Annotated in this window: 15 protein-coding genes; all 15 read left to right on the top strand. The window is 42.0% G+C overall.

Annotation, left to right across the window (positions count from 1 at the left end; genetic code table 11):
- The first annotated feature begins 101 nt into the window (after positions 1 to 101).
- The 15 genes from IGI38_RS05865 to carB all read left to right on the top strand — a co-directional run bounded on the left by IGI38_RS05865 (position 102) and on the right by carB (position 18,114).
- Positions 102 to 1,775 carry a formate--tetrahydrofolate ligase gene (locus IGI38_RS05865; protein ID WP_438727805.1) on the top strand — a complete coding sequence of 558 codons (1,674 nt, stop codon included), beginning with the start codon at positions 102 to 104 and terminating at the stop codon, positions 1,773 to 1,775.
- Positions 1,776 to 1,991: 216 nt separating this feature from the next.
- Positions 1,992 to 3,023 (top strand): N-acetyl-gamma-glutamyl-phosphate reductase, encoded by a 1,032-nt coding sequence (gene argC, locus IGI38_RS05860; protein WP_438727803.1) that lies wholly within the window; start codon positions 1,992 to 1,994, stop codon positions 3,021 to 3,023.
- Between the two features lie 21 nt (positions 3,024 to 3,044).
- On the top strand, positions 3,045 to 4,238 hold the full coding sequence (argJ, locus tag IGI38_RS05855; RefSeq protein ID WP_438730328.1) for a bifunctional glutamate N-acetyltransferase/amino-acid acetyltransferase ArgJ: 1,194 nt from the start codon (positions 3,045 to 3,047) through the stop codon (positions 4,236 to 4,238).
- 13 nt (positions 4,239 to 4,251) lie between these two features.
- On the top strand, positions 4,252 to 5,001 hold the full coding sequence (gene argB, locus IGI38_RS05850; protein WP_438727801.1) for an acetylglutamate kinase: 750 nt from the start codon (positions 4,252 to 4,254) through the stop codon (positions 4,999 to 5,001).
- Positions 4,998 to 6,149 (top strand): acetylornithine transaminase, encoded by a 1,152-nt coding sequence (locus tag IGI38_RS05845; protein WP_438727799.1) that lies wholly within the window; start codon positions 4,998 to 5,000, stop codon positions 6,147 to 6,149. The genes argB and IGI38_RS05845 overlap by 4 nt, the downstream gene beginning before the upstream one ends.
- 331 nt (positions 6,150 to 6,480) lie before the next feature.
- On the top strand, positions 6,481 to 7,050 hold the full coding sequence (locus IGI38_RS05840; protein ID WP_438727797.1) for a DUF2922 family protein: 570 nt from the start codon (positions 6,481 to 6,483) through the stop codon (positions 7,048 to 7,050).
- A gap of 350 nt (positions 7,051 to 7,400) precedes the next feature.
- Positions 7,401 to 8,102 (top strand): CBS domain-containing protein, encoded by a 702-nt coding sequence (locus IGI38_RS05835; protein ID WP_438727795.1) that lies wholly within the window; start codon positions 7,401 to 7,403, stop codon positions 8,100 to 8,102.
- A gap of 2 nt (positions 8,103 to 8,104) precedes the next feature.
- A complete protein-coding gene (lspA, locus tag IGI38_RS05830) occupies positions 8,105 to 8,566 on the top strand; it encodes a signal peptidase II (protein WP_438727793.1) in 462 nt (153 codons plus the stop codon).
- On the top strand, positions 8,559 to 9,467 hold the full coding sequence (locus IGI38_RS05825) for an RluA family pseudouridine synthase (RefSeq protein WP_438727791.1): 909 nt from the start codon (positions 8,559 to 8,561) through the stop codon (positions 9,465 to 9,467). The genes lspA and IGI38_RS05825 overlap by 8 nt, the downstream gene beginning before the upstream one ends.
- A gap of 279 nt (positions 9,468 to 9,746) precedes the next feature.
- Positions 9,747 to 10,286: a bifunctional pyr operon transcriptional regulator/uracil phosphoribosyltransferase PyrR gene (pyrR, locus tag IGI38_RS05820; RefSeq protein ID WP_207106481.1), complete on the top strand. Its 540-nt coding sequence runs from the start codon at positions 9,747 to 9,749 to the stop codon at positions 10,284 to 10,286.
- 35 nt (positions 10,287 to 10,321) lie between these two features.
- The gene (locus IGI38_RS05815; protein WP_438727789.1) at positions 10,322 to 11,593 is read left to right on the top strand and encodes a solute carrier family 23 protein; all 1,272 of its coding nucleotides are present in this window, start codon (positions 10,322 to 10,324) and stop codon (positions 11,591 to 11,593) included.
- 33 nt (positions 11,594 to 11,626) lie between these two features.
- Positions 11,627 to 12,553 carry an aspartate carbamoyltransferase catalytic subunit gene (locus tag IGI38_RS05810; RefSeq protein ID WP_438727787.1) on the top strand — a complete coding sequence of 309 codons (927 nt, stop codon included), beginning with the start codon at positions 11,627 to 11,629 and terminating at the stop codon, positions 12,551 to 12,553.
- Positions 12,554 to 12,566: 13 nt separating this feature from the next.
- On the top strand, positions 12,567 to 13,847 hold the full coding sequence (locus tag IGI38_RS05805) for a dihydroorotase (RefSeq protein WP_438727785.1): 1,281 nt from the start codon (positions 12,567 to 12,569) through the stop codon (positions 13,845 to 13,847).
- Positions 13,848 to 13,851: 4 nt separating this feature from the next.
- The gene (locus tag IGI38_RS05800) at positions 13,852 to 14,931 is read left to right on the top strand and encodes a carbamoyl phosphate synthase small subunit (protein WP_438727783.1); all 1,080 of its coding nucleotides are present in this window, start codon (positions 13,852 to 13,854) and stop codon (positions 14,929 to 14,931) included.
- Positions 14,932 to 18,114: a carbamoyl-phosphate synthase large subunit gene (gene carB / locus IGI38_RS05795; protein ID WP_438727781.1), complete on the top strand. Its 3,183-nt coding sequence runs from the start codon at positions 14,932 to 14,934 to the stop codon at positions 18,112 to 18,114.
- Positions 18,115 to 18,132 lie beyond the last annotated feature (18 nt).

Raw genomic sequence — 18,132 nt, 5'->3', positions numbered from 1 at the left:
CGAATCTAAGTGATGTTTTTCTCAAGATAATTCGTTATAATGAGATAGAACGAATAAAAAAAGTATGTTTTTCTGAAAAACGTTCGGGAAAGGGAGTTTTTATGAAAACTGATATTGAAATATCTCAAGCAACGACTTTGGCTCCAATTACAGAAGTCGCAGAAAAAATCAACTTATCCTTTGATGATCTGGAATTACATGGAAAATATAAAGCAAAAATTGAGTTTGATGCTTTAGAACGGATGAAGGAAAACCCAGAAGGAAAATTAATTCTTGTAACATCTATTAATCCAACCCCAGCAGGTGAAGGAAAATCGACTGTAACTATCGGTTTGGGGGATGCTTTAAATAAAATCGGAAAAAAAACAGTAATCGCTCTGCGCGAACCTTCGTTGGGTCCAGTTATGGGGATCAAAGGCGGTGCAACAGGCGGCGGTTATGCCCAAGTATTGCCGATGGAGGACATCAATCTGCATTTTACAGGCGATATGCACGCGATTACGACCGCGAATAACGCACTATCTGCCTTACTGGATAATCATATTCATCAAGGCAACGAATTGAGGATTGATGCACGTCGTGTGATTTGGAAACGTGTAGTAGACTTAAACGATCGTGAACTTCGCCACATTACGGTTGGATTAGGCGGACCTATTAACGGAGTTCCTCGCGAAGATGGTTTTGATATTACAGTTGCCAGTGAGATTATGGCGATATTGTGCCTTGCAAAGGATATTGAGGATTTAAAACGACGATTATCAAATATTGTTGTGGCATACACATTCGATCGTGAACCAGTGACCGTTGGCGATTTGAAGGTTGAAGGTGCTTTAGCGCTTGTTCTTAAGGATGCGATCAAACCAAACTTGGTTCAAACGATTTATCAAACACCAGCTTTTGTACATGGCGGTCCTTTTGCGAATATCGCTCATGGCTGTAATAGTATTTTAGCGACAAGAGCTGCTTTACATTGTGGCGACTACGTTGTAACTGAAGCCGGATTCGGTGCGGATCTAGGCGGCGAGAAATTCTTAGACATCAAAGTACCAAGTTTAGGAAAAGCCCCAGATGCAGTGGTGATTGTGGCTACGATCCGTGCACTGAAGATGCATGGCGGCGTTGCCAAGACGGAATTGAGTGCAGAAAATCTTGATGCTTTAAAAGAAGGCTTCAGCAATTTAGCGAAACATATCCGCAATATGCGCAAATATGGATTGCCGGTTGTTGTAGCGATTAATGAATTCATCAGCGATACGGATAAGGAAATCACATTGCTGAAAGAACTGTGTGAACAAGAGGATGTGAAAGTTGAATTAGCCAGCGTTTGGGAAAAAGGACCTGAGGGTGGGATCGACTTAGCCAAAACATTGGTAGATACGATCGCTAATGAAGATAATAACTTCCATTCAATTTTCAGCAGAGAGCATGACGACTTAAATGAAAAAGTTGAAACGATTGTTCGTGAGATCTATGGCGGAAACGACGTTATCTATAGTAAAAAGGCGCAACAGCAATTAGCCAGCTTTAAAAAGTATGGTTGGGATCGCTTGCCTGTATGTATGGCGAAAACCCAATACTCTTTATCAGATGATCCTAGTAAACTGGGAGCACCAATCAATTTTGATGTGACGATTCGTGAGTTCGTTCCTAAAATCGGCGCTGGTTTTGTAGTTGCCTTAACAGGAGATGTAATGACCATGCCTGGTTTGCCTAAAAAACCTGCTGCATTGAACATGGATGTTGACAAAAAAGGCAACGCCATTGGGTTGTTCTAAGACCTAATAAACATACTAAGAGTAGAGGGTAGAATCAGTGACGGCTGATTCTACCCTCTACTTTTTTGTATATTCAGAATAGAAAATGCATAATATTTCGAATATACGTCTATTTATTTATAAAAAACCATTGACTTGTATAAATACTCCACGTATAATCATCAGAAATAGCAATGCTCTAATCGTATTATTATGCAAATGCAAGGAGGGGTTAATATGAAAGTCTCGATTATTGGAGTGACAGGCTATAGCGGGATCGAATTGGTTCGTATATTATTGCAGCATCCGTATGTAGAGATATGTTCGATCCATAGTCATTCACAAAACGGCAGAGATATTAATGAGTATTTGCCACATCTAAATCGATTATTGGACCTTCCTTTGGAACCAATTGATCCTCAAAAGATCATGGAAAAATCGGATATCGTCTTTTTTGCTACTCCATCAGGCATATCAAAAGAAATAGCAACCACTTTTGTAGAGGCCGATTTTCCAGTAATCGATCTTTCGGGTGATTTTCGATTAAAAACAGATGGTCAATATGAAAAATGGTATAAAAATTCAAGTGCACCATTTGAAGTTTTACAAAACGCTCACTATGGATTAGCTGATTTTTATACAGAACCAGCTTCAACATTAATTGCCAATCCAGGTTGCTATGCAACAGGAACACTATTGTCACTAGCTCCATTGGTTCAACGAGAAATGATTGAACCAGATTCCATTATCGTTGACGCGAAATCCGGATTGTCTGGTGCAGGAAAAAATTTATCAGAGTCGAGCCATTTCGTAAACGGGAATGAAAATATGACTCTTTATAAAATGAACAGTCACCAGCACATTCCAGAAATTATGCAGCAGTTAAAAAAATGGAATGAGAAGATTCCGGCGATTCAATTCTCGACATCATTGATTCCTGTAACACGCGGCATTTTTATAACGACCTATGCGCGTAGTAAAGAAAAGCTGACACAAACCACGGTTTTGGAATTATTTCATGACTTTTATCAAGAAAAACCTTTTGTTCGTGTTCAAGAACAGGATGTTTATCCGAATCTATGCCAAATCGTCGGTTCAAATTTTTGTGATATAGGCGTTGCCTACAATGAAGTGACGAATATTATCACCGTCGTCACAGTTCTTGACAATTTGGTTAAGGGAGCAGCTGGACAAGCTGTTCATAACCTAAATCATCTAGCCGGTTGGCCAGAAACAACCGGCTTGAATCTTGTCCCAATTTATCCTTAAAAAAGTCGGAGTGTGAAGAATATGCAAATTATCGAAGGAACGATCGCCAGTCCTAAAGGCTTTTATGCCACTGGCTTACATGCAGGTCTAAAAAAAGAAAAGAAAGATCTAGGACTCATCTATTCAGAAATTCCGGCAAATGCCGCAGCTGTGTATACAACGAATCAAGTTAAAGCAGCACCTATTTTCGTCACGAAGGAAGCGATGGCTAATCAAAAGATTCAAGCGGTTGTCGTCAATTCTGGTATTGCGAATGCTTGTACGGGAAAAATAGGTCTAAAAAATGCGAAAGAAATGCAGGCCTTAACTGGGGCATGTTTAAAAATTGCAAAAGAGGATATAGCGGTGGCTTCTACGGGTGTCATTGGAAAGCAGCTGCCGATGGAAATAATTGAAGCGGGTATCAATCAAATCGATTTAGAAAATCAAGAGCCCTACGCTTTTCATAAAGCAATCTTGACTACTGATACAGCCACTAAAGAAATCGTTGTAACAGAAGAGATTAATGGTCAAACGGTCACGATGGCAGGCGTGGCAAAAGGGTCTGGTATGATCCATCCCAATATGGCGACTATGTTAGCTTTCGTTACGACAGATGCTCAAATCTCAAAAGAACTGTTGCAAGAAATTCTAGCTGATAAAACAGAAACAACATTCAATCAAATCACTGTTGATGGGGATACTTCAACCAATGATATGGTCTTGGTTCTTGCAAATGGGTTAGCTGAAAATCCCGTGATCGATAAGAATACAGAAGCTTATGATAAATTTGTAGCGATGTTCCAATTAGTCAGCGAGACTTTAGCTAAGATGATTGCAAAGGATGGCGAAGGAGCCACCAAATTGATCGAAGTCCAAGTAGTCGGCGCGCTTAATGAACCCGAAGCACGTTTAGTTGCGAAAAAAGTTGTTGGTTCTAGTTTAGTGAAAACAGCTATGTTTGGTGAAGACCCGAACTGGGGACGAATTATTTGTGCGGTAGGTTATGCCGGTTCGCATACAGATCCGGAAAAGATTGATATGTGGATCGGTGAACAGCAATTATTGAAGCAGAGCCAGCCGCAAGGATTCGAGGAGGAGGCCATGAAACAGACGCTGGAAAAAGAAAAAATTTGCATCACAGTTGATTTGAATCTCGGAGAAGAAAGCGGAAAAGCTTGGGGATGCGATTTGACGTATAAATACGTCGAAGTGAACGCGCTGTACCATACTTGAGGAGTGAATGATTATGGGTAAAATTGTTGTAAAAATCGGCGGTGTGGCCAGTGATAATTTAACGACGAATTTTTTTAAGCAAATTGACGAATGGCATTTCTATGGACACGAAATCATCATCGTTCATGGCGGAGGTTACTATATTACTGAAATGATGGAACGATTGAATATTCCTGTCACAATAAAAGAAGGTTTGCGAGTGACGACGGAGCAAGCGTTGAAAATCACTCAAATGGTCCTAATCGGACAGGTTCAACCAACGATCACGACTTTATTTCAACAGCAAGGATTCGCAACGATTGGGCTCAATGCTTCCAGCGATAATTTAATTCAGGGAGATTTTATTGATCAAGAAAAATTAGGTTATGTCGGAAAAATTACTGAGGTTAATCCTGCGGCCATTGAAGGCGTGCTCAACAAGAATTACATACCCATCATCGCACCGTTAGGAATGACTCCCAACGGTCAGTGGTTAAATGTCAATGCGGATGATACTGCTTGCAAGATTGCAGAAGAAGTTGACGCAGAGGCTTTGTATTTACTGACTGATGTGCCGGGTGTGAAGAAATCTGACGAGTGGCTAGAGAAAATCTCTATTAATGAAGTGGAACAGCTCAAAGCGGAAAAAGTCATTACCGGAGGAATGATCCCTAAACTAGACAGTGCTATTAAAGCTCTGGAAAATGGTGTATCCGAGGTTCATATTACCAATTGCATTGAAAAGACTGGGACTGTTATCACAAAAGAGGAGGTCTTTGCATGAGCCACTTGTTTCCAAACTATGCCCGCGACACGATCGATCTGGTCAGCGGGTCAGGCAGCTATGTTTATGATCAAAATGGAAGGCAATATCTAGATTTTATGAGCGGAATTGCAGTCAGCAATCTAGGGCATAATCATCCAAAAGTAGTCCAGGCGTTATCTGAACAGGCGGATAAAATTTGGCACAGTTCGAACCTATACAGCAGCAAGCTGCAAGAAAATGTAGCAGAAAAATTAACGATGGGCAAAGACTACTTAGCCTTTTTTTGCAATAGCGGTACAGAAGCCAACGAAGCGGCGATCAAGTTAGCCAGAAAAGCAACAGGACGATCAAAGATTTTAAGTTTTGAGCAATCATTTCACGGTCGAACCTACGGAGCTTTGAGCGCAACTGGGCAGCCGGCGTTACAAGCTGGGTTCTTTCCAATTGTCGAGGGATTCGACTATTTGCCATATAATCAGCTTGATCCTCTGAAGGAAAAGCTGGATAAAAATGTAGCTGCAGTAATGCTGGAAGTGATTCAAGGAGAAGGCGGTATCGTCCCAGCAAAGAAAAAATGGCTTCAATCTGTAGCAAAATTGTGCAAGGAAAATGGCAGTTTATTGATTATTGATGAGATTCAGACCGGAATGGGCAGAACAGGAACCTTTTTCGCCTTTGAGGCTTATCAAATTGAACCAGATATTATCACAATCGCCAAAGCTTTGGCCAATGGGATTCCCGTTGGAGCGATGTTGGGAAAGACCGAACTAGCCAAAGCTTTTGGCCCTGGTTCTCATGGGACTACTTTTGGCGGCAATAATTTAGCAATGAAGGTTGCTGATGTAGTCGTAACAGAGATTAATCAGCCAGTGTTTTTATCAGCAGTGACTGAGAAGGGGCTTTTTCTGCAAGAGGCATTGACACAACTAATTTCAGAGTCCGACAAAGTTATTGATGTTCGCGGAAAAGGCTTGATAGTTGGTGTAGAGTTAGATTCGCCAGAAACCTTACAGCAAACGATCGAAACATTGAAAGAACAAAAATTGTTAGCGATCAAAGCAGGCCGAAATGTTTTACGCTTGCTGCCGCCTTTAACGATCAGTCAAACAGAATTGGAAGATGGCTTAGCAATCATTCGATCGATACTAGTCGAAAATAACAGTTAGCTTTCGCTGAAAAAGACAAATTTTATTGTTAACTTCTTAAAAAATATCTTGATATCAATCAAAGAAAAGAAAAAATCCTTGGGAATCTTATAATTTCTAAGGATTTTTTGATGGTTTGAAATTTGAATGGTTAAGTAAAATTATTTTTCTATTATCTTTAATCACTAGAATCATTGGTTTAACAACGTTTATTAACAGACAATCATTATACTTAAAAAAATATAAACTTTTAGGAATTTAATTATCACGGAAAAAGAGGTACATTGACTGTATAAATAACCGAGTGACTAGTTTACGACAGTAAATAAATGAAAAGGAAGGAGGAAAATCGATGACGAGATTAACAGCAACATTTGAAAACAGCAACGGGAAGAAACACCGTTGGAGCTTGAAAAATTCTAATCCTAATAAAGCACCTAAAGAGATCAAAGCCTCGCTAGAGAAGCTAACACTGCTTAATATATTTGATAAAGAGGATGTCGGTTTGTTCAAAAAAGTGGTTACCGCCAAATTTGTTAAGAAAATTGAAACGGCTATTTTTGACGAGCCAGAAGATGCTTTCATTCCGGAAACAACGACCAATACTCAACCGAAGAAATCACTAAATACAGCTACAGAACCAACCACTCTTTATATTCCAGAGGATCTTGTTATCACAGAACAACGTCCAAAACCTAATCTTCTTATTCAATCGATTGAAATGTCGAAAGGGATCGATCCGCATAAAATTAATGAGAGTCAAATGTTGACTGTAATTACGGCATGTATACCAAACAGTGCTGTTTTAGAGGATATTTTTATTGATGAGCAGACTACACCGGCCAAGATTGTTCTGATAACACGTCTCAAGTCTAAAGAAGAGTCGGTTTATGCTGCGCAAGCACAATCACCGCCAAACTAAGAGAGAAAGTGCGTCTTTCTACCTGTGATTTATTCTGTCAGTTATATCTAAAAGTCCAGCGTTGTGTTGCGGCAGATAAACGCACAACATATCTGATTCTTTATTAAACCCGTAAAAATAACGGGTTATTTGTCGTGTTTTGATTTTTTTCATGTAGAGACATGGAGCTTAAAGAACCTTTTCGTTTTTACTGAAGCTCAGACTTTTCATCTCGCTTTTTTTCACTTATACTGAAGCTATCTGATTTTAAAGGATTCCTGTTGTTTAATTTGTTTCTTACTAGAATAAGAAAATACGGTATAATGGGGATTCGCACTAAACTAAATTCTGTTGAAATAAGGAGCGGTTGAATGGGAGAACGAGCAGATATTTTTTTAAGTACCTTTAATCGGATCGAGAAGGAATTGAAGCGTCAACTAGGAAACCCTGCCAACATGAGCTTTAGTGAAGCGGTTCGCCGTTTATCAAAACGTCGTGATAACCTGATCGGTGAAAGCGAAAATGATTTACTGCAGCTGGCACAACTGCGAAACGCTATCGTTCACGATCAAGTGGCGGATGATTTCGTGATTGCCGAACCTAATGAGTGGGCGGTCGAACGAATCCAGCAGATCGAAGAGAGTTTATTGAGACCAGAAAAAGTGCTGCCGCGTTTCGGGAAAAAGGTCACTGGATTCGAACGTGATCTGCCGCTAGTTGATATTATGAAAATCATTTCGGATAAGCGCTTTTCACAATTTCCAGTTTATGATTCAGGAAAATTTATGGGTTTGATCACCTTGCGCACGATCGGTTTTTATTTTGCTCAAGCGAGTTTAACTGGTTCAGTAAGTCTAAAAGGTCGAGTAGCAGAAGATCTGTTGTTGGCAAATGGCAAACGAGCCAATTTTAAATTTATATCAGCGGACACAAAAGTTTCTGAAGTAGAAAAAATGTTCCAAACAGAAGCTGTTTTAGAAGCGATCTTGATTACAAAAGATGGCAATTCGGACGGCAATCTGCTGGGAATTATTCGACCAAGAGATATTTATAGTCAAGAAGGGGAGCAGTAAGCTTGTTAGTCATTTACTTATTCATAAGCGCGGGGATTATCGCGCTGGATCAATGGTTTAAATGGTGGATCGTCAGCCAATATAGTTTTGGCGAGAGTCAAACGATCATTCCCAATGTTTTGTCGTTGACTCATATTCGCAATACCGGCGGGGCCTTTAGCCTATTCGAAGGACAGCAAATCTTTTTTATCGTAATCACGATCGTAGCGGTTGTAGCCGTAGTCTATTATTTAGTTAAGCATATAAATGAAAGCAAGTGGCTGACTGTAGGCCTGAGTTTCTTTTTAGCTGGAGCTATTGGCAATTTCATCGATCGTTTCCGTTTAGGCTATGTAGTGGATATGTTCCGATTGGATTTTGTTAATTTCCCGATTTTTAATATCGCTGATATGGCACTGGTCGCAGGTGTGATTATGATATTTATTTATATTCTATTAGATGAGAGAGATAAGAAAAATGGATAACCAAATTGAAATTATTATTAAAGATGAAACCGGACGGATCGATAAGGCTTTGAATGATCGTTTAGTTGACTATTCACGTTCACAAATCCAGCAGTGGATCAAAGAAAAGCATGTTTCAATCGCCGGAAAAACCGTCAAGGCGAACTATAAGGTCAGTGCTGGTGATAAAATTCTGATCGAGATTCCGGAACCGGAAGAGCTAGATCTTATACCAGAAAATCTTGATCTGACTATTGTTTATGAAGATGAGGATGTTGTCGTGGTCAATAAACCCCAAGGTATGGTGGTCCATCCATCAGCAGGTCATCCACAAGGAACGCTGGTCAATGGGTTACTGTATCAAATCAAAAACCTTTCAACGATCAATGATGTGGTTCGTCCAGGTATCGTGCATCGAATTGATAAAGATACTTCCGGTTTACTGATGGTGGCTAAAAACGACCATGCTCATGAAGCACTAGCCAAACAATTAAAGGATAAAACCTCTTTGCGAAAATATGTTGCCTTGGTTCATGGAGAAATCTCTCATGAAAAAGGTCGAATCGAAGCACCGATCGGCCGTTCAAAGGTCAATCGTAAAATGCAGGCCGTGATCGAAGACGGAAAGCCTGCGGTTACACACTTTGAAGTGTTGAAACGTTTTGAAGGCTACACGTTGATCGAATTGCAGCTGGAGACCGGACGGACACACCAAATCAGGGTTCATATGCAATACATTGGTTTTCCGGTCGCGGGTGATCCTTTGTATGGTCCCAAAAAAACATTAAAAGGCAATGGTCAATTTCTGCATGCGAAATTATTAGGCTTTGAACATCCAACAACTGGTGAGATGATGGTCTTCGAAGCCCCGCTGCCAGAGATTTTCAAAAAAACTTTGCAACAGTTAAAAGAAAAAGATTGATTTCTTAAATAAGGAATAGTATAGTGTCTGTAGTAAGAAATAAATAACTTAATAGTGATCCTTTAAGAGTAGTCCCGTGAGGCTAAGAAGGAAGTAGATAGTGACTTGGACTAGGTGCGCCTAGAATAACACTATCATTTTGACGAAGTCGATAACATTCCTCCTACCTAACTACGGGTAGGAGTTTTTTTATTGTAAAAAATAAGGATGTCAATTCAACTTTTCGCAGCTCACTAGGAAGAAAAAATAATACATTAAAACGAATAAGGAGGAGACAGGATGTATAAAAAAGAGGTTGTAGATGAGGTAACAATGAAACGAGCATTGACTCGCATTACTTATGAGATCATCGAACGAAATAAAGGGGTTCAAGATATCGTCTTGATCGGGATCAAAACCCGCGGAATTTTTATTGCTCAGCGAATCGCTGAACGTTTGAAACAATTGGAACACATTGATGTACCCGTTGGAGAATTAGATATCACACTTTATCGTGATGACGTGAAGGTGTCGGAAGCAGAACCAGAATTGCACTCTTCAGATATTCCTTTCTCAATTGAAGGGAAAGAAGTCATTCTAGTTGACGATGTATTGTTCACCGGCAGAACAATCCGTGCAGCACTAGACGCTGTAATCGACTTAGGCCGTCCCAATCGTATTTCATTAGCAGTCTTAGTCGATCGTGGACATCGTGAATTACCGATTCGTGCAGATTATGTTGGAAAGAATATTCCAACGGCTTTGACAGAAGAGATCGTCGTTGAAATGGAAGAAAACGACGGACAAGATCGTATCCTGATTCAAAAAGAAGAAAAATAAAAATTATTGTTTAGATACTAGAAAGAGGAAGTTTGATGGAAGAGTTTCACAATGATGACGTTGTTTTAGATATTCACGATCGTCCGAGCACAGGGCACTGGATCGGATTAAGTATTCAACATTTATTCACGATGTTCGGCGCGACAGTCTTAGTACCAATCTTAGTTGGGATCAATCCAAGTATCGCGTTAGTGAGTTCAGGTTTGGGAACACTGGTTTACTTGACCGTAACAAAAGGTAAAATACCTGCCTACTTAGGCAGCAGCTTCGCTTTTATCGCAGCGATGAAGTTATTGATGAAGAGTGACGGTTATCCAGCAGTCGCACAAGGTGCGCTGACTTGCGGTTTGGTTTACTTGATCGTTTCTTTCATTATTAGAAAAATCGGTTCTGGCTGGTTGGATAAAATCTTGCCGCCAATCGTTGTTGGACCTGTCGTAATGGTCATTGGATTAGGGTTAGCCAGCAACGCAGCTCAAAACGCGATGTACAACAACGGTGTATATAGCTTCAAGTACGTATTAGTTGCTCTGATCACTTTAGCGTTGACGATTTTCTTCAATATGTTTTTCACTGGATTCTTAGGCCTAATCCCGATCCTTCTAGGAATCGTAGGCGGCTATGTTACAGCAATGATATTCGGCATCATCGACTATCAACCAATTATCGATGCGAAATGGTTGGCAATGCCGGCTTTCAGTGTGCCTTTCGTTAGTTATCAGCCAAAACTGTATATCAACGCGATCACAACGATGGCTCCGATCGCCTTCGTAACAATGACTGAGCATATCGGGCATTTGATGGTCTTGAATAAATTAACCAAACGAAACTTTTTCGATGATCCAGGTTTGGATCGTACATTGATGGGGGACGGCCTAGCGCAAATCGTCGCAGGATTCGTTGGAGGACCTCCTGTAACGAGTTACGGAGAAAACATCGGCGTGCTAGCGATTACTCGAGTTCATAGTGTGTTTGTTATCGGCGGTGCGGCGATCTTCGCGGTCCTCCTGGGATTTGTCGGCAAGCTCAGCGCTTTGATTTTAAGTATCCCTGGACCAGTAATCTCGGGTATCAGCTTTATCTTATTCGGAGTAATCGCGGCTAGCGGCTTAAAAATCTTGATCGAAAATAAAATCGACTTTGACCGTAAAAAGAACCTGTTGATCACCTCGACTATCTTGGTCATTGGTATCGGCGGTTTGGTCTTCGAAGCGGGAACCTTCACTTTATCAGCGATGGCTCTAGCAACTGTCTTAGGAATTATCTTGAACTTAATCTTGCCAGATCAAGCACGTAGTGAAAAATAGACACTCGAAGAATTTTATTAAGGAGGAAATTTCATGATCATCCAGTCTGAAGAAATTAGTCTGAAGCATTTATTGACGGTCGAAGCTCTGACCGATCAAGAGGTGATGGGGCTGATTCGAAGAGCGCAGCAATTCAAACAAGGTGCGCGATGGACACCACATAAGGACCAATACTTTGTCTCTAATCTTTTCTTTGAAAATAGTACCCGGACCCATAAGAGTTTCGAAGTTGCAGAAAAAAAACTCGGACTAGATGTGATTGATTTTGACGCCAAAACAAGCTCCGTTCAAAAGGGCGAAACTTTATATGACACTGTTTTGACGATGTCGGCTTTAGGTGTTGATGTCGCGGTGATCCGACATGGAGACGAGAACTACTATGATGAATTGATCCAAAGCAAAACGATCCAATGCTCAATCGTCAATGGCGGTGATGGCAGCGGGCAGCATCCAACACAATGTTTGCTAGACTTGATGACCATTTATCAAGAGTTCGGCCGCTTCGCTGGATTGAAAGTCGCAATCGCGGGCGACATCACACACTCCCGTGTAGCAAAATCCAATATGCAAATGTTGAAACGTCTTGGTGCAGAAGTCTTCTTCTCTGGACCAGAAGAATGGTATGACGAAAGCTTTGATGTCTACGGAACCTATCGTCCGTTGGATGAACTTGTCTCGGACGTAGATGTCATGATGCTCTTAAGAGTGCAGCACGAACGCCATGATGGACAGGAAAGCTTTTCAAAAGAAGAATACCACGAAAAATACGGCTTAACGATCGAACGGGGCAAACGGCTGAAGGAAAAGGCAATCATCATGCACCCAGCACCTGTCAATCGTGATGTTGAGATTGCAGACGACTTAGTTGAAAGCTTACAGTCACGGATTGTTCCGCAAATGACCAACGGTGTGTTTATTCGGATGGCAATTTTAGAAGCAGTACTCAGAGGAAAATCGTAAAGGGGCAGATAAAATGAAAACATTAATTAAGAATGGAAAAATCGTAACTAAAGGGAATCAAACAATAGCCTGTGACCTGTGGCTTGAAGATGGCATCATCGCCGGTATTGGAAAGAATTTTTCAGACATTACGTTTGATCAAGAGTACGATGCAAACAATCAATTAATCACACCCGGTTTAGTTGATGTTCATGTTCATTTACGAGAACCCGGCTTTACTTATAAAGAAACCATCAAGGATGGCTCAAAGGCAGCGGCTCGCGGCGGCTATACAACCGTCTGTGCGATGCCTAATTTGGACCCTGTCCCTGACACAGTCGAAAAATTCAACAACGTAAAAGCCATTATTGAAAAAGACGCGGTGGTCAAAGTGCAACAATACGCACCGATCACAGAAGAGCTGCGCAGTGAGACCTTGACCGATCAAAAAGGGTTGAAGGCCGCTGGTGCATTTGCTTTCACCAATGACGGGGTGGGCGTGCAAACGGCTGGTACAATGTACTTGGCAATGAAAGAAGCTGCGGAAAACAATATGGCTTTAGTTGCGCATACAGAAGATGAATCCTTATTATTCGGCGGTGTAATGCATAAAGGCGAGATCAGCGAAAAATTGGATCTTCCAGGGATTTTAAGTGCTACTGAATCATCACAGATCGCCAGAGATTTAATCTTAGCGGAAGAAACCGGTGTGCATTACCATGTTTGCCACGTGTCAACGAAAGAAAGTGTACGGGTGATTCGCGACGCCAAGAAAGCCGGCGTGCATGTGACGGCGGAAGTTTCACCGCATCATTTGATCTTGATTGATGAAAATATCCCGGAAGACCATGGTTATTGGAAGATGAACCCGCCGTTACGCGGTGTGGGCGATCGTGAAGCATTGATCGAAGGCCTGCTTGATGGAACGATCGATTGTATCGCAACGGATCATGCGCCTCACGGCTTTGAGGAAAAGAACCAGAGCTTCCTGAAATCACCATTTGGTATCGTCGGCAGCGAAACAGCTTTCCAATTGATTTATACACACTTTGTTGAAACAGGACTCTTTACATTAGAACAAGTGATTGATTGGATGGCCGTCAAGCCAGCAGAAATCTTCGGAATGACCGTTGGAACTTTAACCTTTGGTCAGCCGGCGGATATCGCAGTATTTGATCTAAGTCACGAAGAAAAAATCGATGACAAAAAATTTGCATCACTAGGGGTGAACACACCTTTCACTGGCTGGCCAGTCAAGGGTGCAACACTGATGACCTTCGTGGATGGTCAGTTGGTATACAACAAGGAGGACTAAGACGTTGAAAAGACTTTTAATTTTAGAAGATGGCACAGTATTTGAAGGTGAAGGGTTCGGCGCTGAAGCAACAGTTGTCGGCGAAGTCGTCTTCACTACTAGTATGACGGGATATCAAGAGACAATCACCGACCAAAGTTTCAATGGACAGATCATTACATTCACTTATCCAATGGTAGGAAATTACGGAGTGAACCGTGATGACTATGAATCGATCGCACCAACTTGTAAAGGCGTGATCGTGAAAGAGCATGCGCGCTTAGCCAGCAATTGGCGGAATCAAATGACACTAGATGAATTTTTGAAACGCAAAGGGATTCCAGGAATCGCTGGGATCGATACACGAGCACTAACAAAAAAATTGCGCAGCGTTGGAACAATGAAAGGGAGTATCGTTGATCCAGCCGATCAATTTGAGCACTCGTTTGATCAACTAAAAGCAACAGTCTTGCCAACCAATCAAGTCGCGCAAGTTTCAACAGTTACACCTTATCCAAGCCCAGGCGTTGGCCGCAATGTAGTAGTCATCGACTTTGGTTTGAAGCACAGTATTCTACGAGAACTGTCACGACGTGAATGCAACTTGACCGTAATGCCTTATAATACCGATGCTCAAACGATCTTGGATCTTTGTCCTGATGGTGTGATGTTGACCAATGGACCTGGCGATCCGAAAGATGTACCAGAAGCGATCGAAATGATTCAACAGATTCAAGGGAAAGTGCCGATTTTCGGAATCTGCTTAGGTCACCAGCTGTTCTCACTCGCGAACGGCGCGGATACCTACAAGATGAAATTTGGACACCGAGGATTAAATCATCCAGTACGCGAGATCGCTACTGGTCGGATCGACTTCACTTCACAGAACCACGGTTTTGCAGTAGATGAAAAAACGATCGACTCAGAAAAATTAATGGTCACTCATATAGAGGTAAATGACGGTACGATCGAAGGGGTTCGTCATCGAAATTATCCAGCGTTCAGCGTTCAGTACCACCCAGACGCTGCGCCGGGCCCACATGACGGCGTTCATTTGTTTGATGAATTTATGGAAATGATGGATGCATGGAAGGAGCAAGCATAAATGCCAAAACGTACAGATATTAAAAAGATCATGGTGATTGGTTCTGGACCAATCGTGATCGGACAAGCCGCGGAATTTGATTACGCCGGCACACAAGCTTGCTTAGCGTTAAAAGAAGAAGGATATGAAGTCGTTCTGGTTAACTCGAATCCGGCAACGATCATGACTGACCAGGAAATCGCGGACACCGTTTATATTGAACCAATTACACTTGAATTTGTTTCCCGCATTTTGCGTAAGGAATTGCCAGACGCGATCCTGCCAACCCTCGGCGGACAAACAGGTTTGAATATGGCGATGGAATTAGCTGACTCGGGGATTTTGGATGAATTGAAGATTGAACTGCTGGGAACAAAATTATCAGCGATCGATCAAGCGGAAGACCGCGACTTATTCAAAAAATTGATGGAGGAACTGGACCAGCCGATTCCAGAATCGGAAATCGTCAACACAGTGGAGGAGGCGGTAGCCTTTGCCAATACAATCGGCTATCCGATCATCGTTCGTCCAGCCTTTACTTTAGGCGGAACTGGCGGCGGTATGTGTGACAATGAAGAGGAACTTCGCACGGTGGCTGAGAATGGTTTGAAACTCTCACCAGCGACTCAGTGTCTGATCGAAAAATCGATCGCTGGATTCAAAGAAATCGAATATGAAGTAATGCGAGACTCAGCAGACAATGCTATTGTCGTTTGTAACATGGAAAACTTTGATCCAGTCGGTATTCATACAGGGGATTCGATCGTATTCGCTCCAAGCCAAACCTTATCTGATTATGAGTACCAAATGCTACGGGATGCATCCTTATCGATTATTCGAGCATTGAAAATCGAAGGCGGCTGCAATGTTCAGTTAGCGTTAGACCCGCATAGCTTTAATTATTATGTGATCGAAGTGAATCCAAGGGTTTCTCGTTCATCCGCATTAGCAAGTAAAGCAACCGGTTATCCAATCGCGAAGCTTGCCGCGAAAATAGCGGTGGGACTTACTCTGGACGAAATGAAAAATCCAGTAACTGAAACAACTTATGCCGAATTCGAACCAGCTTTAGATTATGTAGTTGCGAAGATTCCACGCTGGCCTTTCGATAAATTCGAAAGTGGCGAACGAGTTCTTGGAACCCAGATGAAAGCTACTGGAGAAGTAATGGCGATTGGCCGAAATATCGAAGAATCTTTGTTGAAGGCTGTTCGTTCATTAGAAATCGGAACGTACCACGCAGAATTACCCGAATTAAGCGAGGTCACTGACGATCAATTAACCGAAAAAATGGTTAAGGCACAAGATGACCGCTTGTTCTATCTGACAGAAGCAATTCGTCGCGGCTATTCGATCGAAGAAATCAACGAGCTGACTAAGGTCGATCTGTTCTTCTTAGATAAATTGCTTCATATCGTTGAACTAGAAAATGCGCTGGCTCAAAATAGAAAAGACGTTGACCTGTTGAAACAAGCAAAACAGAATGGCTTTGCTGATGTGAAGATCGCTCAGCTTTGGAACATGACGGCAAATGAGGTTAGAGAATTCCGTACAGCTAAAAAAATCGTTCCCGTTTATAAAATGGTCGATACTTGCGCAGCCGAATTCGAATCGCAAACACCTTATTTCTATAGCACGTACGAATTCGAAAATGAGAGTGTGCGTTCTGATAAGGAATCTGTCTTGGTCTTAGGTTCAGGACCAATTCGAATCGGTCAAGGGGTCGAATTTGATTACGCGACAGTTCATTCAGTAAAGGCGATCCAAGCAGCCGGCTATGAAGCGATCATCATGAATAGTAACCCAGAAACAGTTTCAACTGATTTCTCGGTCTCAGATAAGCTCTACTTTGAACCGTTGACATTGGAAGATGTTCTGAACGTGGTCGAATTGGAACAACCAATCGGAGTAATCGTTCAGTTTGGCGGACAAACAGCCATTAATTTAGCTGAACCATTAGTAAACAACGGCGTCAAAATTTTAGGAACCACGATCGAAGATTTGGACCGTGCGGAAGATCGCGATCAATTCGAACAAGTTCTACAACGCTTGTCGATTCCACAACCGCCGGGAGATACTGCAACAAGCGCTCAAGCAGCGGTGAAAATTGCCGAAAAAATCGGTTATCCAGTATTGGTTCGCCCAAGCTATGTTTTAGGCGGACGGGCGATGGAAATCGTTGAAAACCAATCTGACTTAGAAGATTACATGGCGAATGCCGTGAAAGCATCACCAGAACATCCTGTCTTAGTCGATCGTTATTTGATCGGTAAAGAGTGTGAGGTGGATGCAATCTGTGACGGAGAAACTGTCCTGATTCCTGGAATCATGGAACATATCGAACGAGCAGGGGTCCACTCTGGCGACTCGATGGCAGTCTATCCACCGCAAACCTTCTCGGATGAATTGAAGGCAACAATTGAAGAGTATACACGTCGCTTAGCATTGGGCATGAACTGTATTGGCATGATGAATATCCAGTTCGTGATCCACAACGATGAAGTTTTCGTGATCGAAGTTAATCCGCGGGCTAGTCGGACAGTGCCATTCTTAAGTAAAATTACGAACATCCCAATGGCTCAGATCGCGACTAAAGCGATTCTTGGTCAAAGCTTGAAAGAATTAGGCTATGAAGATGGTCTGTATTCTGAAAGTGAGATGGTTCATGTCAAAGCACCGGTCTTCAGTTTCACGAAACTGCAAAAGGTCGATACTTACTTAGGACCTGAAATGAAATCAACGGGAGAAGTCATGGGAACAGATCGCAGTTTAGCCAAGGCGTTATACAAGGCTTTCGCAGCATCTGGACTGCACTTGCCAGATTTCGGAGCGGTCTTATTCACTGTCGCAGACGAAAATAAAGATGAGGCGTTAGATTTAGCCAAACGCTTTAAGGATGTTGGCTACAGCCTGATCGCAACAGCGGGAACAGCCAAATTCTTAGAAGAAAACGGTCTAAACGCTAAGACTATCGCGAAAATTTCCGAATCAGATGATAACAATGTGATCGACTTGATTCGCAGCGGCGAAGCACAAGTCGTCATTAACACGATGGATAAGAACCGGCAGAATGCATCAGAGGACGGCTTTATCATCCGCCGTGAAGCAGTGGAACATGGCGTTCCATTATTCACATCCTTGGATACGGCAGATGCCATCTTACGAGTAATGGAATCACGCGCATTTTCAATTCAAGAAATTTAATTTTTGCAGAGTGAAGCA

The sequence above is a fragment of the Enterococcus sp. AZ128 genome (genome assembly GCF_051714485.1).
GTDB lineage: Bacteria > Bacillota > Bacilli > Lactobacillales > Enterococcaceae > Enterococcus_A.
This window is presented reverse-complemented; position numbering and strand designations above follow the sequence as displayed.

What these genes read in the sequence shown, in the direction of transcription:
- IGI38_RS05825 (WP_438727791.1), top strand. Translation starts at nt 8,559, where the DNA reads ATGGATAACCAAATTGAAATTATTATTAAAGATGAAACCGGACGGATC.
- carB (WP_438727781.1), top strand. Translation starts at nt 14,932, where the DNA reads ATGCCAAAACGTACAGATATTAAAAAGATCATGGTGATTGGTTCTGGA.
- pyrR (WP_207106481.1), top strand. Translation starts at nt 9,747, where the DNA reads ATGTATAAAAAAGAGGTTGTAGATGAGGTAACAATGAAACGAGCATTG.
- IGI38_RS05805 (WP_438727785.1), top strand. Translation starts at nt 12,567, where the DNA reads ATGAAAACATTAATTAAGAATGGAAAAATCGTAACTAAAGGGAATCAA.
- argC (WP_438727803.1), top strand. Translation starts at nt 1,992, where the DNA reads ATGAAAGTCTCGATTATTGGAGTGACAGGCTATAGCGGGATCGAATTG.
- IGI38_RS05810 (WP_438727787.1), top strand. Translation starts at nt 11,627, where the DNA reads ATGATCATCCAGTCTGAAGAAATTAGTCTGAAGCATTTATTGACGGTC.
- IGI38_RS05835 (WP_438727795.1), top strand. Translation starts at nt 7,401, where the DNA reads ATGGGAGAACGAGCAGATATTTTTTTAAGTACCTTTAATCGGATCGAG.
- argB (WP_438727801.1), top strand. Translation starts at nt 4,252, where the DNA reads ATGGGTAAAATTGTTGTAAAAATCGGCGGTGTGGCCAGTGATAATTTA.
- argJ (WP_438730328.1), top strand. Translation starts at nt 3,045, where the DNA reads ATGCAAATTATCGAAGGAACGATCGCCAGTCCTAAAGGCTTTTATGCC.
- IGI38_RS05845 (WP_438727799.1), top strand. Translation starts at nt 4,998, where the DNA reads ATGAGCCACTTGTTTCCAAACTATGCCCGCGACACGATCGATCTGGTC.
- IGI38_RS05815 (WP_438727789.1), top strand. Translation starts at nt 10,322, where the DNA reads ATGGAAGAGTTTCACAATGATGACGTTGTTTTAGATATTCACGATCGT.
- IGI38_RS05865 (WP_438727805.1), top strand. Translation starts at nt 102, where the DNA reads ATGAAAACTGATATTGAAATATCTCAAGCAACGACTTTGGCTCCAATT.
- IGI38_RS05840 (WP_438727797.1), top strand. Translation starts at nt 6,481, where the DNA reads ATGACGAGATTAACAGCAACATTTGAAAACAGCAACGGGAAGAAACAC.